Below are 20186 nucleotides of genomic sequence, written 5' to 3'. Positions count from 1 at the left end.
GGATGTCAGCAATTTGCCATCGGCCGATTGATTAATCCAACGAATGTTTTTAATCTTTACCATCAACACCAGTGATGGATCACGCCGATGAAAGCGCCGCTCGATCTCGATCAGTTGCAAACCTTCATTTCGATCGCCGATACCGGCAGCTTCACGCGGGCGGCAGAAGAGGTGCACCGGACCCAGTCGGCGGTGTCGATGCAGATGCGCCGGCTGGAGGAGCGGATCGGCAAGCCGCTGTTCGAGAAGGAGGGGCGCTCCAACAGGCTGACGGAGGAAGGCGACAAGCTGCTCTCCTATGCAAGACGGCTGCTCTACCTCAACCGCGAAACGCTCGCCGCCTTCGACGACCAGCGGCTCGAAGGCACGATCCGCATCGGCACGCCGGACGACTATGCCGACCGCTTCCTGCCCGAGATCATGGCGCGCTTCACCCGCTCCAACCCACGCGTCGAGCTGACGGTCATCTGCGAGCCGACACCGGGGCTGGTCGAGCATATCAAGCGCGGCAATCTCGACCTCGCGCTGGTGACGCACAATGACGTGCGCGGCCAGTCGGAAGTGGTGCGGCGCGAACCGCTGCTGTGGGTCACCTCGGCCAATCATGCGACGCATGAACAGGAGACGCTGCCGATGGCCTTTGGCCGGCCGAATTGCATCTGGCGGCGCGCCGCCGTCGATGTGCTGGACCAGCAGAACCGCGACTATCGCATCCTGTTCACCAGCTTCTCGGCGACCGTCATCACCGCCGCCGTTCTGTCGGGCCTGGCGATCTCGGTGCTGCCGGAATGCGCACTCAGGCCCGGCATGCGGGTGCTGGGCGAAGCCGACGGCTTCGGAACCCTGCCCGACTGCCGCATCGGCATCATGCGCGGCCAGACCTCGCGGCCGGAGATCGTCGATGCGCTCGCCCGCCACATCTCGGAGAGCCTGGACAACATCTCGGTGCCGCTCGTCGAAGAGGCCGGGACATTCGATTTCGCAGCACTTGCCTACGCCAAGATCAGGCGTACCAAGGCGAACCAGATCCTGCCGGGCTGGTAGGAAGGATCGTGGCGCCTTGACGCGGGGCGCCAACCAGCCCCCAATCAGCCGATGAGCGAAGCAGCATCCGAATCACGCACCAACGCCACTGAATACACGGTGAGCGAGATCTCCGGCGCGCTGAAGCGCACGGTCGAGGACGTCTTCGGCAATGTGCGGGTGCGCGGCGAAATCTCGGGCTATCGCGGCCCGCATTCCTCCGGCCATGCCTATTTCGCGCTGAAGGACGACCGTGCCCGACTCGACGCCGTGGTGTGGAAAGGCACGATGAGCCGGCTGAAATTCCGCCCCGAGGAAGGGATGGAGGTGATCGCCACCGGCAAGCTCACCACCTATCCCGGCAAGTCCAACTACCAGATCGTCATCGACAATCTGGAGCCTGCCGGCGCAGGCGCGCTGATGGCGCTGCTGGAGGAGCGCAAGCGCCGGCTGCAGGCGGAGGGGCTTTTCGATGCCGGCCGCAAACGCCGGCTGCCCTTCATGCCGCGCGTCATCGGCGTCGTCACCTCGCCGACCGGCTCCGTCATCCGCGACATCATCCACCGCATCAAGGACCGCTTTCCGCTGCATGTGCTGGTCTGGCCGGTGCGCGTGCAGGGCGATACCGCGAGTGCGGAAGTGACCAATGCCGTCACCGGCTTCAACGCGCTGACCTGGGACGGTTCGATCCAGCGCCCCGATCTCTTGATCGTGGCGCGCGGCGGCGGCAGCCTCGAGGATCTTTGGGGCTTCAACGACGAGGCGCTGGCCCGCGCCGTTGCGGCCTCAGGCATTCCGGTGATTTCGGCAGTCGGCCACGAAACCGACTGGACATTGATCGACCTCGTCGCCGATGTGCGGGCGCCGACACCGACGGGCGCGGCCGAAATCGCCGTGCCGGTGAAGGCCGACCTCGAAGCGACGCTGGCCAGCCTCGGCGCGCGGCTCAAGGCAGCGGTGCTGCGCAATTTCGAACGCAAGCGGCAGGCCGCGCGCGCGGCGGCGCGCGCCCTGCCCTCGCCCGATCAATTGCTGGCGTTGCCGCGCCGACGCCTTGACGAGGCGACATCCAGGCTCGGCCGCGGCCTGTCCGTCAGCGTCGATCGCAAGCGGGCGCGTCTCCAGGCCCAGAGGCTGACTCCGGCCACGCTGTCGCGACGCATCAACGAGGCGCGCACGCTGACCGGGCGTGACCTCGCCCGCGCGCAGGCGGCGTTCTTTGCCATTGTGCGCGAACGTCGCGCGCGCTTCGCGCGCACCGCGACGCGGCTGTCGCCGGCGCCGATCGCGCGCCGGCAAAAACTGCAGGCCGACACGCTGGCGGCGCTCGCCAGGCGGCAGGATCGGGTCATCTCGCTGCGGCTTGAGCGCCTGCGCGGCCAGTTGAGCCAGGCCGAACGCCTCTTGACCACGCTTTCGCACAAGGCCGTGCTCGCGCGCGGCTTCGCGCTGGTGAAGGATGCCGACGGCGCCGTCATCAAGCAGGCGGCTGACGTGGCATCGGGGATGGCGCTTTCGCTGGAGTTCGCCGACGGGACGGCGGACGCGGTGGCAACCAGCGGCGCAGCGCGGCCAAAGCCGGCAGCCAGGCCGGCGGCCAAGGCGAAAGAACCCGGCAATCAGGGGTCGCTGTTCTGACCATGACCGACAATCCGCACCATCTGGCCACGCCGAGCGGCAAGCCGCGCGCACGCAGCTTCGGCATCGGTTTCGACGGAACGCCCGGGCCGTTCAACGCAATCACCGACGTGCCCGGTGTCGCGGTCGGCTATGCGACGCTGATTTCAGGCGACGGGCCGCTCGTCGTCGGCAAGGGGCCGGTGCGCACCGGTGTCACGGCGATCCTGCCCAGACCGCGCGCCGACCTGGCTACACCGGTCTTCGCCGGCATCTTCAGCCAGAACGGCAATGGTGAGCTGACCGGCTCGCACATCATCGAGGAAACCGGCGCTTTCAACTTCCCTATCACCATCACCAACACGCATTCCTGCGGTGTTTCGCGTGATGGCACGCTGCGCTGGATGCAACGCGTACTGCCTATCGCGGTCGACAGCGCCTGGGGCCTGCCGGTGGCGGCGGAGACCTATGACGGGTTTCTCAACGACATCAATGGCCACCATTTGACATCAGAGCACGTTGCCCAGGCACTCGATGGCGCAACCGGCGGCCCGGTCGAGGAAGGCAGCGTCGGCGGCGGCACCGGCATGATCACTTTCGGCTTCAAGGCCGGCTCGGGCACCGCGTCGCGCATCATAGGGTGGCAGGGAAATTCCTACACGGTCGGCGCCTTCGTGCAGTCGAATTTCGGCAAGCGGCGCAATTTCACCGTTCGTGGCCTGCGCGCCGGATCCGAACTCGAGGAGCCCGCGATCCGCGAAGGCACGCCGCGCGCCGAAAAGGGTTCGATCATCGCCGTTGTGGCCACCGATGCGCCGTTCCTGCCGCACCAGATGAAGCGGCTGGCACGCCGGGTGCCGCTGGGCGTCGCGATGACCGGCGGCTTTGGCTATCACAGTTCGGGCGACATCTTTCTCGCCTTCTCGACAGCCAATCCTGCCGCCGCACTTGCGCCGTCGGGCCGGATCGCCAAGGCCGATTTCATTCCCGATACAGACATCGATCCATTCTTCGATGCGGTGATCCAGACGGTGGAGGAATCGATCCTTAACGCCCTGGCCGCCAATAACGACATGACCGGGCGCGACGGCAATTTCGTGCCGGCGCTGCCGAAGGCGTGGGTCAAAGAGAAATTCGGGCTGAAAGAAACGTTCGGCTGAGACGACAACGCGGGCCGAAGGGCCCGCGCATTCAGATAACAGAGAGTTCCGGGTAAAATCTATTCCGCGGCCTTGCTGACCGCATGCTGGTCCTCGTCGGCCTCGGCGGCCTCCTCGAGCCGGGAGGCAATGAGTTCCTGGATGTCGCCGACTTCTTCCTGGATATCTTCCAGGGGAATACCGACTTCCGCAGCCTTGGCGGCACATTCCCTGGCCAAGGTCTCAGCCTGCTTGTCGATCCTGGCCTGGGACTGGCAATGGACCTTTTCGCCGATCCATCCCCGCAAGAACTCGATCGCGTGTTCACTCATACTGCTGTTCCCTGGCGGCAAAGCCGTTGGTAATCATAAACGTCGGCATCCCGCAAAGGATGCATCCTCCCATTCCAGCCGAGTCGCGGCCAGCCGGCAAGTCAATGCCGTGCAGGGTCCACAGAGCCGAAGGAAATCGAGGATTCAAGCACATTTCTGATTCTGGAGGGTTGCTTCCGTGAGCTGGATCAATCCAGCTTCGCGCCACTGTTTCTATTTGCTTTTCCGGTTTTCCAGCCGATTTTTCGTCACAAATGATGGCGCAATGCGTAACACATTTTTACAGTCGCTCCGGAGGGCTGCGCTTGGCGCGCCGGTCGAAGCCGCCGCTATATAGTGATATCCCCATGCAATGTCGACTCCCGGAACGTCGCACCTCGCCAGCCCCTTCAGAAGGTCTCAACCCAGGGCCTGAGCTCCATCTCCCAGGTCCAGGCGCTGCGGTGCTGGCGATGAATGGAGAGATAGGCCTCGGCGATCGCGTCCGGGGACAGCCGGCGATCCTGCGGGCCGGACTCCTGTCCGGACGCGGCCGAAGCAATGGCGCCATCGATGATGAAATGCGCGACGTGGATATTCTTCGGCGCCAGTTCACGGGCCATGGACTGCGCCAGCCCGCGCAAGCCGAATTTTGGCATGGCAAAACCGGCGGAGCCGGCGAACCCCTTCACGCTGGCCGTCGCGCCGGTGAAAAGGATCGAGCCCGATCCTCGCACGACGAGCCGGCGAGCCGCCTGCTGGCCAACCAGGAACCCGCCATAGGCGCCAACCAGCAAAGCCTGACGGACGGCCTCGGGATCGAGTTCGGCTATTGGTCCGCGGGCGCGTCCGCTGGCGTTGAAAATCACCAGCGAGAGCGGACCGGCCTTGTCGGCGACATCGAACAGGTGCTCCACCGACGCGGCATCGGAAACATCCGTTGCCACGGCCTGCGCGCCGGTCTCGACCTGCAAGGCACCAAGCTTCTCAATGTTGCGGGCGGCCAGAACGACGCTGAACCCTTCCTTCGCGAGGAGGCGCGCCAGCGAGGCGCTCAAGCCGGAACCCGCACCGGCGATAATTGCGACATTGGATGTCATGAAACCTCTCCTTCTTTCCACGGGACCGTGGTCGATGGCTGGCGAATGAGCTGTGGTGAACTTGCCGGATCAGCGCGGCGACGGCAACGCGCAACGTGGCTAGAAAAAGGCCGGGCGCGAAACCGGCCCGGCCAAAAAGAAGGTCATAACCTTCAGAGGGGAACACCGCTCGGCGAATTGGGAGGAAAACACCGAACGGATTTTGCTCTTTTGAACCGATTCGCGGACAGATACGACGAATTGTTTTCCAAAGATCGGGCAGAATGGCGAAAATCCTGTCCTTTCTTACGGAGGAAGGTCAGCCAACCCGGCTTTCCCCTTCGAGCAGATCCGCATAATGGCGCCGAGCGACGTCGGGATGCGAACGTAGCCGGCTTTTCAGCACATTGGTTCCGACATCGCGAAACAGCGGATTGTCCGGATCGCTGGCCGGCCCGCGCGCCTGTGCCGCCAGTTCCTCGGAAAGGCCAAGCAGCGGGATCGTCGCATCGAGCCTGGCACTGAAGAAGAACGGCACCGAAATGCGCTCGACGCCGGCGGGCGGCGTCACCACGCGATGCACGGTCGCGCGCAAATAGCCGTTGGAGGCCAGTTCGAGCAATTCGCCGATGTTGACGACGAGCGTGCCGGGGATGGGGTCCACATCCACCCAGCTGCCGTCATAATCGACCTGCAGCCCCTTATTGTCATCCTGGAGCAGCAGTGTCAGGAAGCCACCATCCTTGTGCGCACCGACACCCTGGTCGCCATCGGTTGCATCACGGCCGGGGTAGCGCACGATCTTCATGCGATGGTTGGGCTCGCTGCTGTAGATCGGATCGAAGGCATCCTCGGGCTGATCGAGCGATTGCGCGAAGGCTTTCAGCAGCCGGATCGCCACGGCCGTCACCTTGCTCTGCCAGGCAAGCAGAGCCGGTTTGAGATCCGGCAGCGCCGCGGGCCACTGGTTCGGTCCCTGCAGCCGCGTCCAGGCGGGCATTCCCGGCCCTTGCGCGATTGCCTGGCGTTCGACGCCGATGTCGAGTTGCTCGCGCCAATCCTCCTTGCCCTTGGTCAGTTCGCCGCCGGCGCGGGTGTAGCCGCGAAACTGCGAGGACTTGACCATCTCGATCGCCAGCTTGTCGGCCTCCGGCAAGGCAAAGAACTGGCGCGACGCGGTGAGCACCTCGCTGATCTCCGCCCAGGAGATGCCATGCCCGGCCAGATAGAAAAAGCCGATGTCGCGCGACGCGGAACGAAGATCCGCCAGAAATGTCCGGCGTTCCGACGCGCCTTGTTCAAGACGGCTCAGATCGAGCACAGGCACTATTCTGGGCATATCAAGCTCCTTTCCCAGTGCTTTCCGGATGTTGTTTGAAAATTCCGTCCGAAAAACCCAGCCGATTAAACATGCAGGCACTTTTTGCCCCACCCTAACCGCCATCATTGCGCGCTAGTCTTATCGACTTCGGATGGCCGGGAAAGGAATGATCGGCCCTAAGGCGCGGCCGTGACGAACAATTTTTCCATTAGCAGGGACAAGCGGATGATGATCGCGGTCCGAAGGAATTCAGGCGAAGCGGGGCCGCTCCGCCTCGCTCGGCGGCTGCTTCGATAGCACCGTCCTTTCAGCCCGCAAGTACAAGGAAGAAGGGCGAAATCGTGCCTGTCATTCGGCGATTTGATTGGGCCACATCACGGCAACAGTCCGCCGTAATATCAAACACTATTGGCAACCACCTTTCAGCTACCCGTTCCTGTCGAATTGAGAGCTATTGTCTCGAGGGCGATTGTCCAGACCGGCGTTAATCGCTTTGGTCCCGTTCCCTGAGGGGCCGATCGCTCAAGAGGAGATCGCGAGATGCGGCTCGGGCCGGCCAACGTGCCCTATGTGATCAGCCGCGACGCCGACTACTGTGCCTGTCCATGGCGACGATCGGGGCATCCCCGCCGTCCTCGTCGAGATCCGGCAGGATTTGCTGGCGAACCGGGCCGGCATCGAGGAGTGGGCGAACCGGCTGGCGGCGGCGCTGCCCGCGCACGAAACGGAGACGGTTTCGTGAGGACCAGCGCCTGACGCTGTGGCAGCCCATCTGAACTGAGCCGCGGAAGAGCCAGACCCATGGCCATGCGAAAGCCCGCGCCTGTAGCGGAGGCGCGGGCTTTCGTCACTGCCATGCGGGCGGCTCAGGCGGCCCGCCGGCTTTGTTTCGGCCACAAATTCTGGTTCATGCGGAACAGGTTCAGCGGGTCATAGAGCTGCTTGATCTCCAGAAGCCGCTGGTAATTGCCGCCATAGGCCGCTTCCACCCGGTCGACCTCGTCCTCAGGCATGAAGTTCACATAGGCTGTGCCGGCGGCATAGGGCTTGGCCGCCTCATAGAGGCCGCGCGCCCAGCCGATGCAAGCCCTGTCCATTGCCGGTTCGCGCCAGCGGGCATGGACATTCATGACGAAGTGCGAGCTGCGTTGCGGAAACGCCGTCGCGTTCTGCGCCACACGGCCCGCCGCACCGCCGACATGGCCGATGAATATCTCGCATTCCGGGCCAGGAAGCTCACGTATCGCTTCGGTGACGACCTCAGCTGCCCTGTCGGAGAGCTCGGTGAAGTCATGGCTCTTCCAGTAGTTGCGGGCGCCGGGGGCGAGCAATGGGTCGAATGCCTGCTGCCAGCCGGCGAACGGGTTGGGGCCGACGACATCGGCTATCGGCGAGCCGATGGCGCGAAGCTTCTTCGTCGCCTTTTCTCCCGCCTGGAGATCACCGCAATAGCACATGGCCAGAACCAGAACATCCTTGCCATGCCACTCGGCCGGCAGGAAGGGCAGTGGCGGCGCTTGGCGCATGACCACCCAGCAGGTCAGTTCGTCGGGCGCTGTTTCGAGCGCGTTGCGATACTCCTCCAGCACCTTCTCGGCGTCGGCGAAAGGATGCACGACAAGCCCAGACAGAACCTGCGGACCCATCTTGTGGAGCTGAAACTCGAATGCCGTGACAATGCCGAAATTGCCGCCGCCGCCACGCAGTGCCCAGAACAGGTCCGGATTTTCCGTCTGGCTGGCGCGCAGCAACATGCCGTCGGCGGTGACCACATCGGCAGAGACAAGATTGTCGATTGTCAGGCCGAATTTGCGGGTGATCCAGCCAAAGCCACCGCCCAGGGTCAGGCCTGATATGCCGGTGGTCGAATTGATGCCGGTCGGCACCGCCAGCCCAAAGGCCTGCGTTTCGCGGTCGACATCGGCGAGCGTGGCGCCGGGTCCAACCCATGCCCGCCGTGCGGCGGGATCGACCCGCACCGACTTCATCGGCGACAGATCGATCATCAGGCCGCCATCGCAGACGGCGCTGCCGGCAATGTTGTGGCCGCCGCCGCGCACGGAGACGAGAAGCCTGTTTTCCCTGGCGAAATTCACGGCACGGATGACGTCGGAGGCGCCGACGCAACACACGATCACCCCGGGGCGCCGGTCGACCATGGCATTCCAGATGGTGCGGGCCTCGTCGTAGGCTGCGTCCCCCTGCTGAAGCAGTGTGCCGCGCAATTGTGCCGAAAGCGTTTCGATGGTTGCGGCGTCGATTGTCGTCTTGCCGCGATCAAGCGTGGTGAGGCTCATGGTGTTCATGGTTTCCTCCCGATTTGCTTATGAGCCGATCTCCTTCAAACGCCTTCAATTCTGCTCTTATGTTAGACATCGCGCAAGTTACGCCAGACGGTGAGCCGCCGCTTGGCGCGCATCAAGGGCGGTGACCAGTCGAAGGTCGCTTGGCCGACGCCGCGAAGCATTCTGGAGCAACTGAGGGGAACGATGCATGGCGGACAAAAATCCTGGCAGGCATGTCACACTGGCAGATGCTGCCTCGTCATGCGGTCGGCACCAACAGAAGGAAGCCCACCATGACCGCAAAAATCGACCTCTTCGCCGCCGCCCCTTCGCTGATGAAGAACTGGCAGCGATCCTCGATCGAGCTCTCCGCCGCCGCCAGTCTCGAGCACAGCCTCACCGAACTGGTGAAGCTGCGTGCCTCGCAGATCAATGGCTGCGCCAACTGCATCAATCTTCATGCCACAGAAGCGCGCGAGAACGGGGAAACCGAGCAGCGCATCTACCTTTTGCCCGCCTGGCGTGAAGCGCCCTGCTACAGCGACCGCGAACGCGCCGCACTCGGCTGGACCGAGGCCTTGACCCGGCTCTCGGAAGGTACCAGCCATGCAAGCGCCTATGATGCGTTGAAGGCGCATTTCACGGAGGAGGAGCAGATCAAGCTTACCTTGACGATCAACATCATCAACGCCTGGAACCGCATCGCCGTCGGTTTCGGCCTGTATGCCGACCCGGCTGCCGTGAAGGCCGCCCGGGTGGCCGCGGTCTGATGACTAGCTCAGCGCCCGACGACGACGCCGCGGCGGGCTTCGGCCCGCTGCGTCCAAAGCTCATGCGTGTCGCCTACCGCATGCTGGGCTCGGTCTCGGACGCCGAGGATGCCGTGCAGGAGGCCTTCATCCGCTGGATGAAGGCCGACCGCAGTGCCGTCCGCGAACCCGAGGCATTCCTGCGCCGCACGGTGACGCGGCTGTGTCTCGACCAGCTCAAATCCGCGCGGCACAAACGCGAGACCTATGTCGGCCCCTGGCTTCCCGACCCCGTTGTGGAAGAGGACGAGGTGGAGGACGTAACCTTGCCGCTGATGCTGGTGCTGGAGCGCCTGTCTCCGCTCGAGCGTGCCGCCTTCCTGCTGCACGATGTGTTCGGGCTCGGGTTCGACGAGGTCGCGGCCGCCATCGAGCGCGACCCGGCGGCCTGCCGCCAGCTCGCGGCCCGGGCGCGTGGCCATGTCCGCGAGGCGCCGCCCCGTTTCACGGTAGAAAGGCAACGCGGCCTGGCGCTGGCCGAGGCCTTCTTCACGGCCTCGCGCAGCGGCGACATGAAGGCGCTTGGCGCCATGCTGGCGACCGATGTCATCGCCCATGCCGACGGTGGCGGCAAGCGCCCGGCGGCCACGCAGCCGGCCCTGGGCTTGGATGCCGTCATGAGACAGTATGAACAGGTCGCCGCCTGGTTGCGCACGCATGGCTCGAAGCTTGTCCGCGTCGGTTTCATCAACGGATTGCCGGGGTTCGTCACCCTGGAAGCCGATGGCGAATTCCAGACCACCGCACTCGACATCGAGGATGGGAAGATCGCGGCGATCTACGTCGTGCGCAATCCCGACAAGCTCAGGCACCTGCATTGAGGTGCCTGGCTGGTCACGCCAGCCCGAGCTGCTCGACCGCACGCATGATGCCACGCAACTCGGCGAGGCCTTTCAGCCGGCCGATCAGCGAGTAGCCAGGATTGATCTTCTTCTTGCCGATGTCGTGGGCGAGCAGGTGACCATGGTCCGGCCGCATCGGGATGCGCCAGTCGGCACGGCCCTCCTTGCGACGGCGTGCCTCCTCCTGCATCAGAGCCAGGATGACATGCGCCATGTCGGTGCCGCCCTCGAGATGCTCGGCTTCGTAGAACGAGCCGTCCTCCTCGATCGTGATGTTGCGCAGATGGACGAAATGGATGCGGTCGGCGAATTCCTTGACCATGGCGACGATGTCGTTGTCGGCGCGCGTGCCGTAGGAGCCGGTGCAGAAGGTCAGCCCATTGGCCGGGCTGTCGACGGCGCTGAGGATGAAGCGAGCATCCTGCGCGGTCGAAACGACGCGCGGCAGGCCATAGAGCGAAAAGGGCGGGTCGTCGGGATGGATGCACATACGCACCCCCTCCCCTTCGGCGACCGGAATGATCTCGCGCAGGAACCAGGCGAGGTTGTCGCGCAACTCCTTAGGCCCAATCCCATCATACTCCGTCAAAGCCTCGCGGAAACTGTCGCGGTCATACTTGCGCTCGGTTGCCGGCAGGCCGGCGATGAGGTTGCGCTCGATCTGGTCGACCTGCTCTGGCGTCAACGCCTTCAGCCGCTTCTCGGCTTCGGCGATCCGCGCCGGCGTATAGCTGGCGACGCCGTTCTTGCGCTGCAGCACGAAAAGGTCATAGGCGGCAAAATCGATGGCGTCGAAACGCAAGGCATAGCCGGTAGTCGGCAGGCGATACATGAGGTCGGTGCGCGTCCAGTCCACCACCGGCATGAAATTGTAGCAGATCGTTTTGATGCCTGCCTTGGCGAGCGTGCGGATGCTGTCGCGATAGTAGCCGGCGTAGCGCTCGCGTTCCGGCGCGCCGATCTTGAAGGAATTGTGGACCGGGATGCTCTCGACCACCGACCATGTGAGGCCGGCGGCCTCGATGATCCGTTTGCGCTCGAGCACATCGGCTTCGGGCCAGGCCCTGCCATCGTAGATGTGGTGAAGCGCCGAAACCACGCCGGTGGCACCGGCCTGCCTGACATGATCGAGTGTCACCGGATCATCCGGACCATACCAGCGCCAGCACTGTTCCATGAAGCCTCCTCAATGTTCGGTAACGACCATATTGTTGGACCAATAGCATGTCAATAATCCACTTTTTGGGCTGCACTTCGAGCCTTTTACGGCTTGTCAATTGATTTTCTAGTCGAGAAGCACTAGTCTTGGTCCAACAAATCGCAAGGAGGGATCCCTTGGAGCAAGAAGTGGCGGAAGATGCGGGGGGCAGCAGCTCGGCCGTCGACCAGACCGTGCAACAGATCCTCGACCTCATTCGAAACCGCGCCATGTCGGTCGGCGACGTCCTGCCCACCGAACGCGAGCTTGGCGAACTGTTCGGCGCCAGCCGCAACACGATACGCGAAGCGCTGCGCACCGTTCGCACCTATGGTCTGATCGATCCCAAGCCGCGCGTCGGCGCGGTGCTAGCCGATCGCCATGATATCGCGATCCAGAACTTCTTCGCCGCACAGATGGATATTTCGAGAACCTCGTTTAACGACATACAGGGGTTTCGCCGCATCATTGAAGTGAGCATCGGCGACCACATCATTCTCAATGCCAGCGCCGCCGAACTCGACGCCCTGGACGAGGTCAACGGCCTGATCGAGACCAGCAAGGATGTCCAGGAAGCCGCACAGCGCGATTTCGATTTCCACATGGCGCTGATGAAGCTCGCCGGCAACCGCATGCTGGTGCAGACCTACCAGTTCCTGTCGCCGGTCATCCTGCACATCATGACAGTCGGCAAATCGATCCGGCCGGTGTTGAGAGAAACACGTCACGCCCATGGCGAGATTATTGCCGCGCTTCGCTCGCGCGACCGCATTGCCTACAGCTATTTGATGAGCCGGCATCTCGATTTCGGGCTGCGCTTCGTTCCCGACGACCTCGAAAACGCACGGACCTCGCCGGCAATGCCGGGCCCGACTTCTTCCAAGGATTTGCACAATGACTGACTTTGAAAACAAGGTCGCGTTGATCACCGGCACGACCGGCATCGCGCTCGCCACCGCAAGGCGGCTGGCGCAGGGAGGTGCGGCGATCATCGCCTGCGGCATCGATCAGGCAGCCAATGCCGCCATGCAGGAAAGCCTTGCCAAGGCCGGAGCGGATGCGCTGGTGCAAACGGTCGACGTGTCCGTTTCCGATCAGGTTCGCGACGCGGTAGTCGCCGGCGTCGTGAAATTCGGCGGCATCGACATCATCGTCAATTCCGCTGCGGTCCATCCCTACGGGACCGCGACGACGACCGATTGGGAAACCTGGAACCGGGCAATGACGGTCAATGTCGGCTCGATCTACCTGACCACCCATTTCGGCATTCCGGAAATGATCAAGCGCGGCGGCGGCGCTATCGTCAACGTCGCCTCGGTGCAAGGCTTCGCCTGTCAGCAGAACGTTGCCGCCTATGCCACGACCAAGGGCGCCATCCACACGTTGACGCGCTCGCTCGCACTCGATTACGCGGCAGCAGGCATAAGGGTGAATTCGGTCAGCCCCGGCTCGATCCGCACGCCGATCCTGGACAAGGCCGCGCGTGGCGACCACGGCAGCGACGCCGATGTCGAGGAAGCCTACAAGCGCTTCGGCGCTGCCCATCCGCTCGGCCGCATCGGCGAGCCGGAGGAAGTGGCGGAGCTCATCGCTTTCCTGTGCTCGTCAAAAGCCGGCTTCTGCACCGGCGCCGATTACAGGATCGACGGCGGCCTGACCGCCGGCATTGGTGTGAAGTAGAGCCTCGGCGATCGGCTTTGCCTCAGGGGTTTCGAGACCGCAGTGTCCGCAAGGTGATCGAGTAGCGATGCTCGGCAAGCGGCGGGATGCTGTGCTCCCACTCCGTGCGCGAAGGTCCCGTCATGAGATAGGCCGATCTTGGCTCGACGACGATGGTCCGGCGCTCCCACCCGTCACCGCTCTTTCGCCGCAGCCGGAAACTGCAGGGCGCCAACAGCGAGATGCCGGCGACATCCTCGAAATGCGGCTTGTCGCGATGCCAGCCGATACCGGCGCCAGGCCGGTATTCATTGATCAGCACCTGCGCGAAAGCCTCGACCGGCCGGCGCGCAAGGGCCGCGACCTTGTCGCGCACAGGCAGCAGGAAGTCTGGGATCGGCAGCGCCTCGACCACTTCGCGCCGGTGATAATCGTAGCGCAGACCAAACCCGACGACACGCCGGTTTGCCAGATGGCCATGGAAATCGAACGCCTGGAACGGCAGTCCCTCGAGATGCCGGGCAAGCTCTGTCTCTTCCTGCGGCGTGATGAATCCGGGCTGATAGGCAAAGCCCTCCGGCAAATCCTCGGCGTCACCAAAGAGGTCATGCTGGAATGCCAAGGCCCGGCCGGTTGCTTTCGATTTGAGGCGTGACATCCCGCCTAGATGGTGAGGGCGGAGCAGCAGGGCAATACGAGCGGCGCCTCGGTGGTTGATGGATGATGCGATGAATGACGACTGGGAACCGGAACCACGCCTGACGGATTTATCTAGCTGAGCAGTCAGGTAGCCAACATGCCGTCGACCGCGATCCGAAGCACACAATACGATCCCGCGACCAGAATCCTCTCCGTCTGGTTCGTGCCGAGCGGCCATCGCTACGACTATGCGGAGGTTGCCCCGGCAACCTATGCCGCTTTCAGGAAAGCTGCCTCGAAAGGCCGCTTCTTCAATGAATTCATCAGGGATCACTACAGCTACCGCCGTGTGGCATGACGCGGGCGGCATGATCGTCTTTTTTGCGCAAACCTTTTCGTCCGACGCGCGTTGTTCCTCCTCGAAGCCGAGGAGAGCGCCATGCAGAGCAGGACAGCCAGCGAAGCCGCCAAGCAGCGTCGCATCCAGCGTGGCATCGATGCCAGGGACAAATCGAAAGGCAACGGCAAGGGCCAACACGCCATGCAGGCAGGCGCCCGAAAATACCCCGAGCCACCCTTTCCCGAGCAACATCATCCCAAGCCGGGGGATGAATGGGCGATCGAACCGGCGCCGCTCTACGATGCGCCCTTCTACCTCGGATCGAAAAAGCTCGAAGACAAGGTCGCTCTCATCACGGGCGGCGATTCCGGCATCGGCCGTTCGGTGTCGGTTCTGTTCGCCCGCGAGGGCGCCGACATTGCGATCGTCTATCTGGCCGAGGACAGGGATGCCAAGGCGACAAAGTCCGCCGTCGAGGCGGAGGGACGGCGCTGTATCCTGGTGAAGGCCGACGTCAGCGAACGCGACGAATGCCGCAACGCGGTGGCGCAAACGGTCAAGGCATTCGGCCGCATCGACGTGCTGGTCAACAATGCGGCATTCCAGATTCATTCAAGCGAGTTCGCAGAACTGACCGAAGAGCATTTCGACACGACGCTGAAGACCAACCTCTACGGCTATTTCCATATGGCACAGGAAGCCGTCCCGCATATGAAGCCGGGCTCGGCCATCATCAACACCGGTTCGGTCACCGGCATCGACGGGTCGAAGGCGCTGGTCGACTACTCCATGACCAAGGGCGGCATCCATGCCTTCACCCGCGCCCTCTCCGGCAATCTCCTCGGCAAGGGCATCCGGGTGAACGCGGTTGCACCGGGTCCGGTATGGACCCCGCTCAACCCTTCGGACAAGGAGGCCGGTGACGTTTCGAAGTTCGGCGCGGACACACCGATGAAGCGGCCGGCGCAGCCGGAGGAACTCGCACCGGCCTATGTGTTTCTCGCCTCGCCACATTGCTCGAGCTACATCACCGGCGAGATATTGCCCGTGGTCGGCGGCTACTGAGGTCCAATGCAATGTATTTCATCGCATTGGCGACGGATTACGACGGCACGCTGGCGCATGACGGGATCGTCTCGAAGACGACCCTTGCCGCGCTGGAGCGGTTCAAGAAAAGTGGCCGCAAGCTGGTGCTCGTCACGGGGCGCGAGCTGCCCGACCTCAAACGCGTCTTTCCCGAGATCGGCCTTTTCGACAAGGTGGTCGCCGAGAACGGAGCGCTGATCTACACGCCGGCCAGTGAGGAAGAGCGGGTGATCTCACCTTCGCCGGAAACCGAATTCGTCTCCAGACTGAAGAAGCAGGGCGTCAAGCCGCTTTCCGTCGGCCGGTCGATCGTCGCGACCTGGGAGCCGCATCAGACGACCGTGCTCGAAACCATCAAGAAGATGGGGCTCGAACTGGAAATCATCTTCAACAAGGGCGCGGTGATGATCCTGCCGAGCGGCATCAACAAGGCCACCGGGCTGGCCGCGGCGCTGCAGGATCTCCGGCTGTCGCCACACAATGTGGTCGGTGTCGGCGACGCCGAGAACGACCATGCCTTCCTGAAGGCTTGCGGCTGCAGCGTCGCCGTCGACAATGCAATTCCCGCGGTCAAGACCACAGCGGATCTGGTCACGCGTGGCGCACGCGGGAAAGGCGTGGAGGAACTGGCCGACAGGCTGATCAAACGCGATCACGACATCCTGCCAAGGCGGCATGACGGCATCGTGCTGGGCTCCGCCGGCGGCGACGAGATCTACCTGTCGCCAACCGACACGATCCTCATCGCCGGCAGCTCCGGCATCGGCAAGTCCACCCTGGCCACCGCGCTGACGGAACGCTTCGTCGAGAGCGGGTTTCAATTCTGCATCTTCGACCCCGAAGGCGATTATGACGGCCTCGAAGGCGCCGTGCGTCTGGGCGACGGCTCGAGCGCGCCGACCAAGGCGCAAGTGCTGGACCTCATCGAGAAAGCCGATAGCAATGTCGTCATCAATGGATTGGCGCTGCGCGTCAATGAACGCCCAGATTTCTTTGCCGACCTGCTGCCCGGCCTAGGCAGTTTTCGACGTCGAACGGCCAGGCCGCACTGGCTTGTCATCGACGAAGCGCACCATCTTCTGCCCAAGCGGCGTGATGATACGCGCGCGATCCTGTCCCTGGAATTGCCGGGCACGGTGCTCATCACAGTGCATCCCGAAGCGATCTCGACCGACGCGCTGCGCCTGGTGACCGCCATCATCGCCCTTGGCCCCAAGGCAAAGGGTGTTGTCAAGGCCTACTGCAGCGAGACCGGCATCGACCCGCCAAAGGACATGGCCTCGCCCAAGGGCGAGCGCGTGCTGTTCTGGCGACCGCAGAAACGCAAGAAGATCGCCATGGTCAAGGTCATCGAGCCGCGTCAATCCCTCAAGCGGCACAGCCGCAAATATGCCGAGGGGCAACTCGACGAGGCGGGCAGTTTCTATTTCCACGGCCCCGACGATGCGATGAACCTCAGGGCCCATAATCTGATGATTTTCGCTCAGATCGCCGAGGGCATCGACGACAGCACCTGGCAGTTCCACCTGCGTGCCGGCGACTATTCCAAATGGTTCCGCAACCAGATCAGGGACAAGGATCTGGCGCGCGAAACCGCCGAGGCGGAGAACGATAAAAAGCTCTCCGCCGAGGAGAGCCGCAAGCGTGTGCTTGATGCAGTGCGCCGCCGCTACACGGCTCCCGCCACGGCACCGGAAGACTAGCGCGCAACGCGTCTGCTTTGTCTGTTCATGACCTTTTCCGGGGTCAGTTGGAACTCACCCGGCGGCTTCACGTTCAGACCCTGTTCAACAGGAGATACGGCCATGCCACGAGGCGACAAATCGAAATACACCGACAAGCAGGAGCGCAAAGCCGACCACATTGCGGAAGGCTATGAGAAGCGCGGCATCTCCGAGAAGGAGGCCGAACGCCGCGCCTGGGCCACGGTCAACAAGGATGATGGCGGCGGCAAGAAGGAAGGCGGCTCCGGGCGCGGCAAGCACACCGGCCACCCGGCAGCACACAAGGGCGGCAAGAGCGGCGGCAAGGCGTCAGCCGCACGCCCGGCTGCAAGTCGGTCGGAATCGGCGAGGAAGGCCGCGGCAACGCGCAAGCGGAATGCCGAGCACCATGCCCATTGACGTCGACAAACACCCTTTGGTCTGTCTTGAAAAACCTACCTTATGAGGGCACAGGCATGAAATCGCGGCTCGTCAACGAGGCCAGCGGACAGCGAACATTTGTCGTGGTGCTCGACCCCGGCGAAGAAGCGTTCGGCACGCTGACCGCCTTCGCGATCGATCAAGCAGTCGACAGTGCTTCGCTGACAGCGATCGGCGCCTTTGAAAGAGCGATCGTGGGCTGGTTCGACCCCAATGCGAAGACCTACCGCAAGATCCCGATCGACGAACAATGCGAAGTTCTGAGCGCCATTGGCGATGTGGCGCTGGGCGATGACGGCAAGCCCAGTCTCCACGTTCATACGGTGTTGGGATTGAGCGACGGCACGACCCGGGGCGGACACCTGCTCGAGGCCATGGTTCGACCGACGCTGGAAGTGACTTTGGTGGAGGCGCCCGGCCATCTGCGCCGTAGCAGGCGTCCGGAATTGGGCGTTGCGTTGATCGACCTGGACGGTTGATTTCGAGCCCGACTGCGGAGTTCAGCCTGCACCCGTCATGCCTTCTTGTCCAACTCCGCCGGTGCCTTGTCCGGCGGCGGCTCCCAGCCAAAGACGCTGCGGCCGCCAAGCAGGTGCGACTGGTCGAATTCGCCGGCAACGATTTCCTTCAGGCTGGGGCCGGTGACATATCGTTCGACCTGCCGCGACTGATCGTCGAGCCGCCGCAGCGCGCCGATTTCCTCGTCGCGGCCAAGCCTGGCTTTCTGCACCGCGGACTTCAGCACGCCGATCGTCTCGTCATAAACCTTGAGCGGAACCGGGAACGGGTGCCTGTCCTTGCCGCCATGGGCGAGTGAGAACCGGCCCGGATCCGAAAACCGGCACGGCGCGCCATGCACCACTTCGGCGACCAGCGCCAACGCGCGCACTGTGCGCGCGCCCACGCCAGGAACCAGGAGAAGCTCGGAAAAATCCGCCGGGCCACGTTCGGCGGCAGCGGCCATGTTGCCATGCAGGCGGCGCATGACGATATCGCTTTCGCGCACATCATGGTGAGCCGGCATGATCAGATGCGGCAGCATCGGCTGTTCCGGAGCCGCCGCTGTACCGGCATCCAGGGCAGCGAATTCGCGCAGGATGCGGTCTGGGCCGAGGTCCTGGAGCAGGTCCAGCTGTCCCTGGCGCGAGGCCTCGGCACGGCGGTCGGTCAGGTTGACGATCTCGCCCCGGTTGGCGCCCTCGATGGCGGCGTGCGGCTGATCGACGAAACTCTTCAAACCTTCGGACAGCCAATGGTAGCGGCGCGCCACCTTGCTGTCGCCGTTCATGCCTTGCTGCACCACCACCCAGTCGCCGTCGTCGGTGACGATGAAGCCGTGCAGATAGAGGTCGAACCCATCCTGGACGGCGGCACTGTCGACCTTAGCGACAAGCCGGCTGACGGTTGCCAGGCGCTGTCCGTCGAAGCCGATGCGCTCGCCGATGGCGGCCAGCTCATGCGGAGTTTTGCGCGAATGGGCGCCACGGCCGCCGCAGACATGAATGCCGAGTTCGCCCGACAGCGGCGTCAGACCGCGTTTCAAGGCGCCGACGACGCTGGTCGTGATGCCGGACGAGTGCCAGTCCATGCCCATGACAGCGCCGAAGGACTGGAACCAGAAGGGATGCGCCAGACGCCGCAGCAGCTCGTTGCGGCCATAGTGATGGATGATCGCCTCGCACATCACGGCGCCAAGCCGCGTCATGCGGTCGCCGAGCCATTTCGGCACGCGACCGCCGTGAAGTGGAAGATTAGCACTGCCCGATCGTTGCGCCAATTCCGTTGCCTGTTCCGATGTCTGTCTTGTCTCGACAGATAGGTATCCGAGCCCGCGCGAAGAAGCACCTGATGCTTCTGCCTCCTCGACGCTGGTGACATTCAAGTCCAGTTCGAAAGAACCGTCTCCATCTCGACCGTTTCGACCTGCTGCGCGAAACGTTGGTGATAGACGGTGAGCAGGGCGTCATGGGTCGCATCGGAAGAACTGCACAGCGCGTCCGTGACGAGAACCACGCGATAGCCGAAATCGATCGCGCCGAGCACCGTGGCCAGAACGCACACGTCGGTTTCACCGCCGGTGATGACCAGCGTATCGATCTCGTGTTCCATCAGAAAGGCTCGCAGACGGCCTTCAAACCAGGGCGAATAGATATGCTTGTCGATGACCGCCGCCGGCGGGCAGCAAGCCGCCAATGACGGCAACAGCTCGACCATTTCCGGACCGATATTGTCGATCGCCATCGAAGACCAGCGCTCATAGTAGCGCTTCCATGCCCCGACACCCTGCCCCCCCCTCTGCGCGGGCAGGAAGCGCGTGAAGACCGTCTGTTCTGCCCGTCTTTCAACGAGCCTCTCAATCTGGGGGAGGACGCGCGTGATCCAGGGCGTCGCCCACGGCGACGGTTCCGCAAACAGCCGCTGCATATCCACGCAGACATGCATGCACCCGTGACCCAACGGCCCATATGCCAAGCCCGGCACCGACATCAAAGAATATCCGGCTGGCGGTGTCTTCTCATGGACTTCTCCCAGTGTCGTCCAGGACATGGGAACGCCATAAGCCAGGACTCGTTCCTGAGTGGACCGGCGGCAGCCAACGCGATTGATCGACGCGTTCAGCCGGTACGACGCATCGCCCAACCAAGGAGCGATGCATGTCGGCGCGTTCGACGATCCGGCCTCGTTACAGCCCCA

21 protein-coding genes are annotated in these 20186 nt (G+C 63.4%); 13 read left to right on the top strand and 8 right to left on the bottom strand.

The features are described from left to right. The first annotated feature begins 87 nt into the window (after positions 1-87). The 3 genes from FJV83_RS01110 to FJV83_RS01100 are packed head-to-tail and all read left to right on the top strand — an operon-like array spanning position 88 to position 3800. A complete protein-coding gene (locus FJV83_RS01110) occupies positions 88-1044 on the top strand; it encodes a LysR substrate-binding domain-containing protein (RefSeq protein WP_095771355.1) in 957 nt (318 codons plus the stop codon). 51 nt (positions 1045-1095) lie between these two features. Then, complete coding sequence (gene xseA / locus FJV83_RS01105) at positions 1096-2661, top strand: exodeoxyribonuclease VII large subunit (RefSeq protein WP_142877586.1); 1566 nt, start codon at positions 1096-1098, stop codon at positions 2659-2661. Between the two features lie 2 nt (positions 2662-2663). Further along, positions 2664-3800, top strand: coding sequence for a P1 family peptidase (locus FJV83_RS01100; RefSeq protein WP_142886865.1), 1137 nt, complete (start codon positions 2664-2666; stop codon positions 3798-3800). Positions 3801-3859: 59 nt separating this feature from the next. Here FJV83_RS01100 and FJV83_RS01095 read toward each other — a convergent pair whose 3' ends face one another. The 3 genes from FJV83_RS01095 to FJV83_RS01085 form a co-directional block, all read right to left on the bottom strand. Then, the gene (locus FJV83_RS01095; protein WP_095771358.1) at positions 3860-4111 is read right to left on the bottom strand and encodes a DUF768 domain-containing protein; all 252 of its coding nucleotides are present in this window, start codon (positions 4109-4111) and stop codon (positions 3860-3862) included. Between the two features lie 389 nt (positions 4112-4500). Continuing rightward, the gene (locus FJV83_RS01090; RefSeq protein ID WP_142877585.1) at positions 4501-5190 is read right to left on the bottom strand and encodes an SDR family NAD(P)-dependent oxidoreductase; all 690 of its coding nucleotides are present in this window, start codon (positions 5188-5190) and stop codon (positions 4501-4503) included. Positions 5191-5488: 298 nt separating this feature from the next. Continuing rightward, positions 5489-6508: an isopenicillin N synthase family oxygenase gene (locus FJV83_RS01085; protein ID WP_142886866.1), complete on the bottom strand. Its 1020-nt coding sequence runs from the start codon at positions 6506-6508 to the stop codon at positions 5489-5491. A gap of 577 nt (positions 6509-7085) precedes the next feature. Here FJV83_RS01085 and FJV83_RS01080 point away from each other — a divergent pair. Continuing rightward, positions 7086-7232 carry a hypothetical protein gene (locus FJV83_RS01080; protein WP_246691770.1) on the top strand — a complete coding sequence of 49 codons (147 nt, stop codon included), beginning with the start codon at positions 7086-7088 and terminating at the stop codon, positions 7230-7232. 124 nt (positions 7233-7356) lie between these two features. On the opposite strand, the gene FJV83_RS01075 is transcribed toward FJV83_RS01080, so the two are convergent. Continuing rightward, a complete protein-coding gene (locus FJV83_RS01075; RefSeq protein WP_142886867.1) occupies positions 7357-8796 on the bottom strand; it encodes an FAD-binding oxidoreductase in 1440 nt (479 codons plus the stop codon). Positions 8797-9068: 272 nt separating this feature from the next. Between FJV83_RS01075 and FJV83_RS01070 the strand changes: the two genes are divergently transcribed. Continuing rightward, positions 9069-9545 carry a carboxymuconolactone decarboxylase family protein gene (locus FJV83_RS01070; protein ID WP_095771468.1) on the top strand — a complete coding sequence of 159 codons (477 nt, stop codon included), beginning with the start codon at positions 9069-9071 and terminating at the stop codon, positions 9543-9545. Further along, a complete protein-coding gene (locus FJV83_RS01065; RefSeq protein WP_142886868.1) occupies positions 9545-10405 on the top strand; it encodes a sigma-70 family RNA polymerase sigma factor in 861 nt (286 codons plus the stop codon). Before FJV83_RS01070 ends, FJV83_RS01065 begins: the two co-directional genes overlap by 1 nt. Positions 10406-10418: 13 nt before the next feature. Here FJV83_RS01065 and uxuA read toward each other — a convergent pair whose 3' ends face one another. Continuing rightward, on the bottom strand, positions 10419-11603 hold the full coding sequence (gene uxuA / locus FJV83_RS01060; RefSeq protein ID WP_142886869.1) for a mannonate dehydratase: 1185 nt from the start codon (positions 11601-11603) through the stop codon (positions 10419-10421). A 158-nt stretch (positions 11604-11761) separates the two neighbouring features. Here uxuA and FJV83_RS01055 point away from each other — a divergent pair, with 158 nt between their 5' ends. Next, positions 11762-12526, top strand: a complete 765-nt coding sequence (locus tag FJV83_RS01055; protein ID WP_246691769.1) for a FadR/GntR family transcriptional regulator — start codon at positions 11762-11764, stop codon at positions 12524-12526. Further along, positions 12519-13304, top strand: a complete 786-nt coding sequence (locus tag FJV83_RS01050) for an SDR family oxidoreductase (RefSeq protein WP_142886870.1) — start codon at positions 12519-12521, stop codon at positions 13302-13304. The genes FJV83_RS01055 and FJV83_RS01050 overlap by 8 nt, the downstream gene beginning before the upstream one ends. 22 nt (positions 13305-13326) lie before the next feature. Here FJV83_RS01050 and FJV83_RS01045 read toward each other — a convergent pair whose 3' ends face one another. Then, entirely contained in the window at positions 13327-13941 is a 615-nt protein-coding gene (locus FJV83_RS01045; RefSeq protein ID WP_142886871.1) for an alpha-ketoglutarate-dependent dioxygenase AlkB, read from the bottom strand. A gap of 138 nt (positions 13942-14079) precedes the next feature. On the opposite strand from FJV83_RS01045, the gene FJV83_RS01040 reads away from it, so the two are divergent. The 5 genes from FJV83_RS01040 (at position 14080) to FJV83_RS01020 (ending at position 17971) form a co-directional block, all read left to right on the top strand. Beyond that, on the top strand, positions 14080-14280 hold the full coding sequence (locus FJV83_RS01040; protein ID WP_095771366.1) for a KTSC domain-containing protein: 201 nt from the start codon (positions 14080-14082) through the stop codon (positions 14278-14280). A gap of 81 nt (positions 14281-14361) precedes the next feature. Then, positions 14362-15327, top strand: a complete 966-nt coding sequence (locus FJV83_RS01035) for an SDR family oxidoreductase (protein ID WP_095771469.1) — start codon at positions 14362-14364, stop codon at positions 15325-15327. Positions 15328-15338: 11 nt separating this feature from the next. Further along, on the top strand, positions 15339-17051 hold the full coding sequence (locus FJV83_RS01030) for an HAD-IIB family hydrolase (RefSeq protein ID WP_142886872.1): 1713 nt from the start codon (positions 15339-15341) through the stop codon (positions 17049-17051). A 102-nt stretch (positions 17052-17153) separates the two neighbouring features. Continuing rightward, entirely contained in the window at positions 17154-17471 is a 318-nt protein-coding gene (locus FJV83_RS01025; RefSeq protein WP_095771368.1) for a plasmid stabilization protein, read from the top strand. Between the two features lie 56 nt (positions 17472-17527). Then, on the top strand, positions 17528-17971 hold the full coding sequence (locus tag FJV83_RS01020) for a PPC domain-containing DNA-binding protein (RefSeq protein ID WP_142886873.1): 444 nt from the start codon (positions 17528-17530) through the stop codon (positions 17969-17971). 35 nt (positions 17972-18006) lie between these two features. On the opposite strand, the gene FJV83_RS01015 is transcribed toward FJV83_RS01020, so the two are convergent. Further along, a complete protein-coding gene (locus FJV83_RS01015) occupies positions 18007-19269 on the bottom strand; it encodes a DUF763 domain-containing protein (protein ID WP_142886874.1) in 1263 nt (420 codons plus the stop codon). A 101-nt stretch (positions 19270-19370) separates the two neighbouring features. Beyond that, positions 19371-19979 (bottom strand): isochorismatase family cysteine hydrolase, encoded by a 609-nt coding sequence (locus tag FJV83_RS01010; protein ID WP_142886902.1) that lies wholly within the window; start codon positions 19977-19979, stop codon positions 19371-19373. Positions 19980-20186: the final 207 nt, after the last annotated feature.

This window comes from Mesorhizobium sp. WSM4307 (assembly GCF_007003945.1).
Classification (GTDB): Bacteria; Pseudomonadota; Alphaproteobacteria; order Rhizobiales; family Rhizobiaceae; genus Mesorhizobium.
The sequence above is the reverse complement of the archived record's forward strand: the minus strand, read 5'-3'. Positions and strand labels throughout refer to the sequence as shown.

Excerpts from the sequence above, each read along its gene's own strand:
- FJV83_RS01110 (WP_095771355.1), top strand. The coding sequence starts at position 88 with ATGAAAGCGCCGCTCGATCTCGATCAGTTGCAAACCTTCATTTCGATC.
- xseA (WP_142877586.1), top strand. The coding sequence starts at position 1,096 with ATGAGCGAAGCAGCATCCGAATCACGCACCAACGCCACTGAATACACG.
- FJV83_RS01100 (WP_142886865.1), top strand. The coding sequence starts at position 2,664 with ATGACCGACAATCCGCACCATCTGGCCACGCCGAGCGGCAAGCCGCGC.
- FJV83_RS01095 (WP_095771358.1), bottom strand. The coding sequence starts at position 4,111 with ATGAGTGAACACGCGATCGAGTTCTTGCGGGGATGGATCGGCGAAAAG.
- FJV83_RS01090 (WP_142877585.1), bottom strand. The coding sequence starts at position 5,190 with ATGACATCCAATGTCGCAATTATCGCCGGTGCGGGTTCCGGCTTGAGC.
- FJV83_RS01085 (WP_142886866.1), bottom strand. The coding sequence starts at position 6,508 with ATGCCCAGAATAGTGCCTGTGCTCGATCTGAGCCGTCTTGAACAAGGC.
- FJV83_RS01075 (WP_142886867.1), bottom strand. The coding sequence starts at position 8,796 with ATGAACACCATGAGCCTCACCACGCTTGATCGCGGCAAGACGACAATC.
- FJV83_RS01070 (WP_095771468.1), top strand. The coding sequence starts at position 9,069 with ATGACCGCAAAAATCGACCTCTTCGCCGCCGCCCCTTCGCTGATGAAG.
- FJV83_RS01065 (WP_142886868.1), top strand. The coding sequence starts at position 9,545 with ATGACTAGCTCAGCGCCCGACGACGACGCCGCGGCGGGCTTCGGCCCG.
- uxuA (WP_142886869.1), bottom strand. The coding sequence starts at position 11,603 with ATGGAACAGTGCTGGCGCTGGTATGGTCCGGATGATCCGGTGACACTC.
- FJV83_RS01050 (WP_142886870.1), top strand. The coding sequence starts at position 12,519 with ATGACTGACTTTGAAAACAAGGTCGCGTTGATCACCGGCACGACCGGC.
- FJV83_RS01045 (WP_142886871.1), bottom strand. The coding sequence starts at position 13,941 with ATGTCACGCCTCAAATCGAAAGCAACCGGCCGGGCCTTGGCATTCCAG.
- FJV83_RS01040 (WP_095771366.1), top strand. The coding sequence starts at position 14,080 with ATGCCGTCGACCGCGATCCGAAGCACACAATACGATCCCGCGACCAGA.
- FJV83_RS01035 (WP_095771469.1), top strand. The coding sequence starts at position 14,362 with ATGCAGAGCAGGACAGCCAGCGAAGCCGCCAAGCAGCGTCGCATCCAG.
- FJV83_RS01030 (WP_142886872.1), top strand. The coding sequence starts at position 15,339 with ATGTATTTCATCGCATTGGCGACGGATTACGACGGCACGCTGGCGCAT.
- FJV83_RS01025 (WP_095771368.1), top strand. The coding sequence starts at position 17,154 with ATGCCACGAGGCGACAAATCGAAATACACCGACAAGCAGGAGCGCAAA.
- FJV83_RS01020 (WP_142886873.1), top strand. The coding sequence starts at position 17,528 with ATGAAATCGCGGCTCGTCAACGAGGCCAGCGGACAGCGAACATTTGTC.
- FJV83_RS01010 (WP_142886902.1), bottom strand. The coding sequence starts at position 19,979 with ATGTCGGTGCCGGGCTTGGCATATGGGCCGTTGGGTCACGGGTGCATG.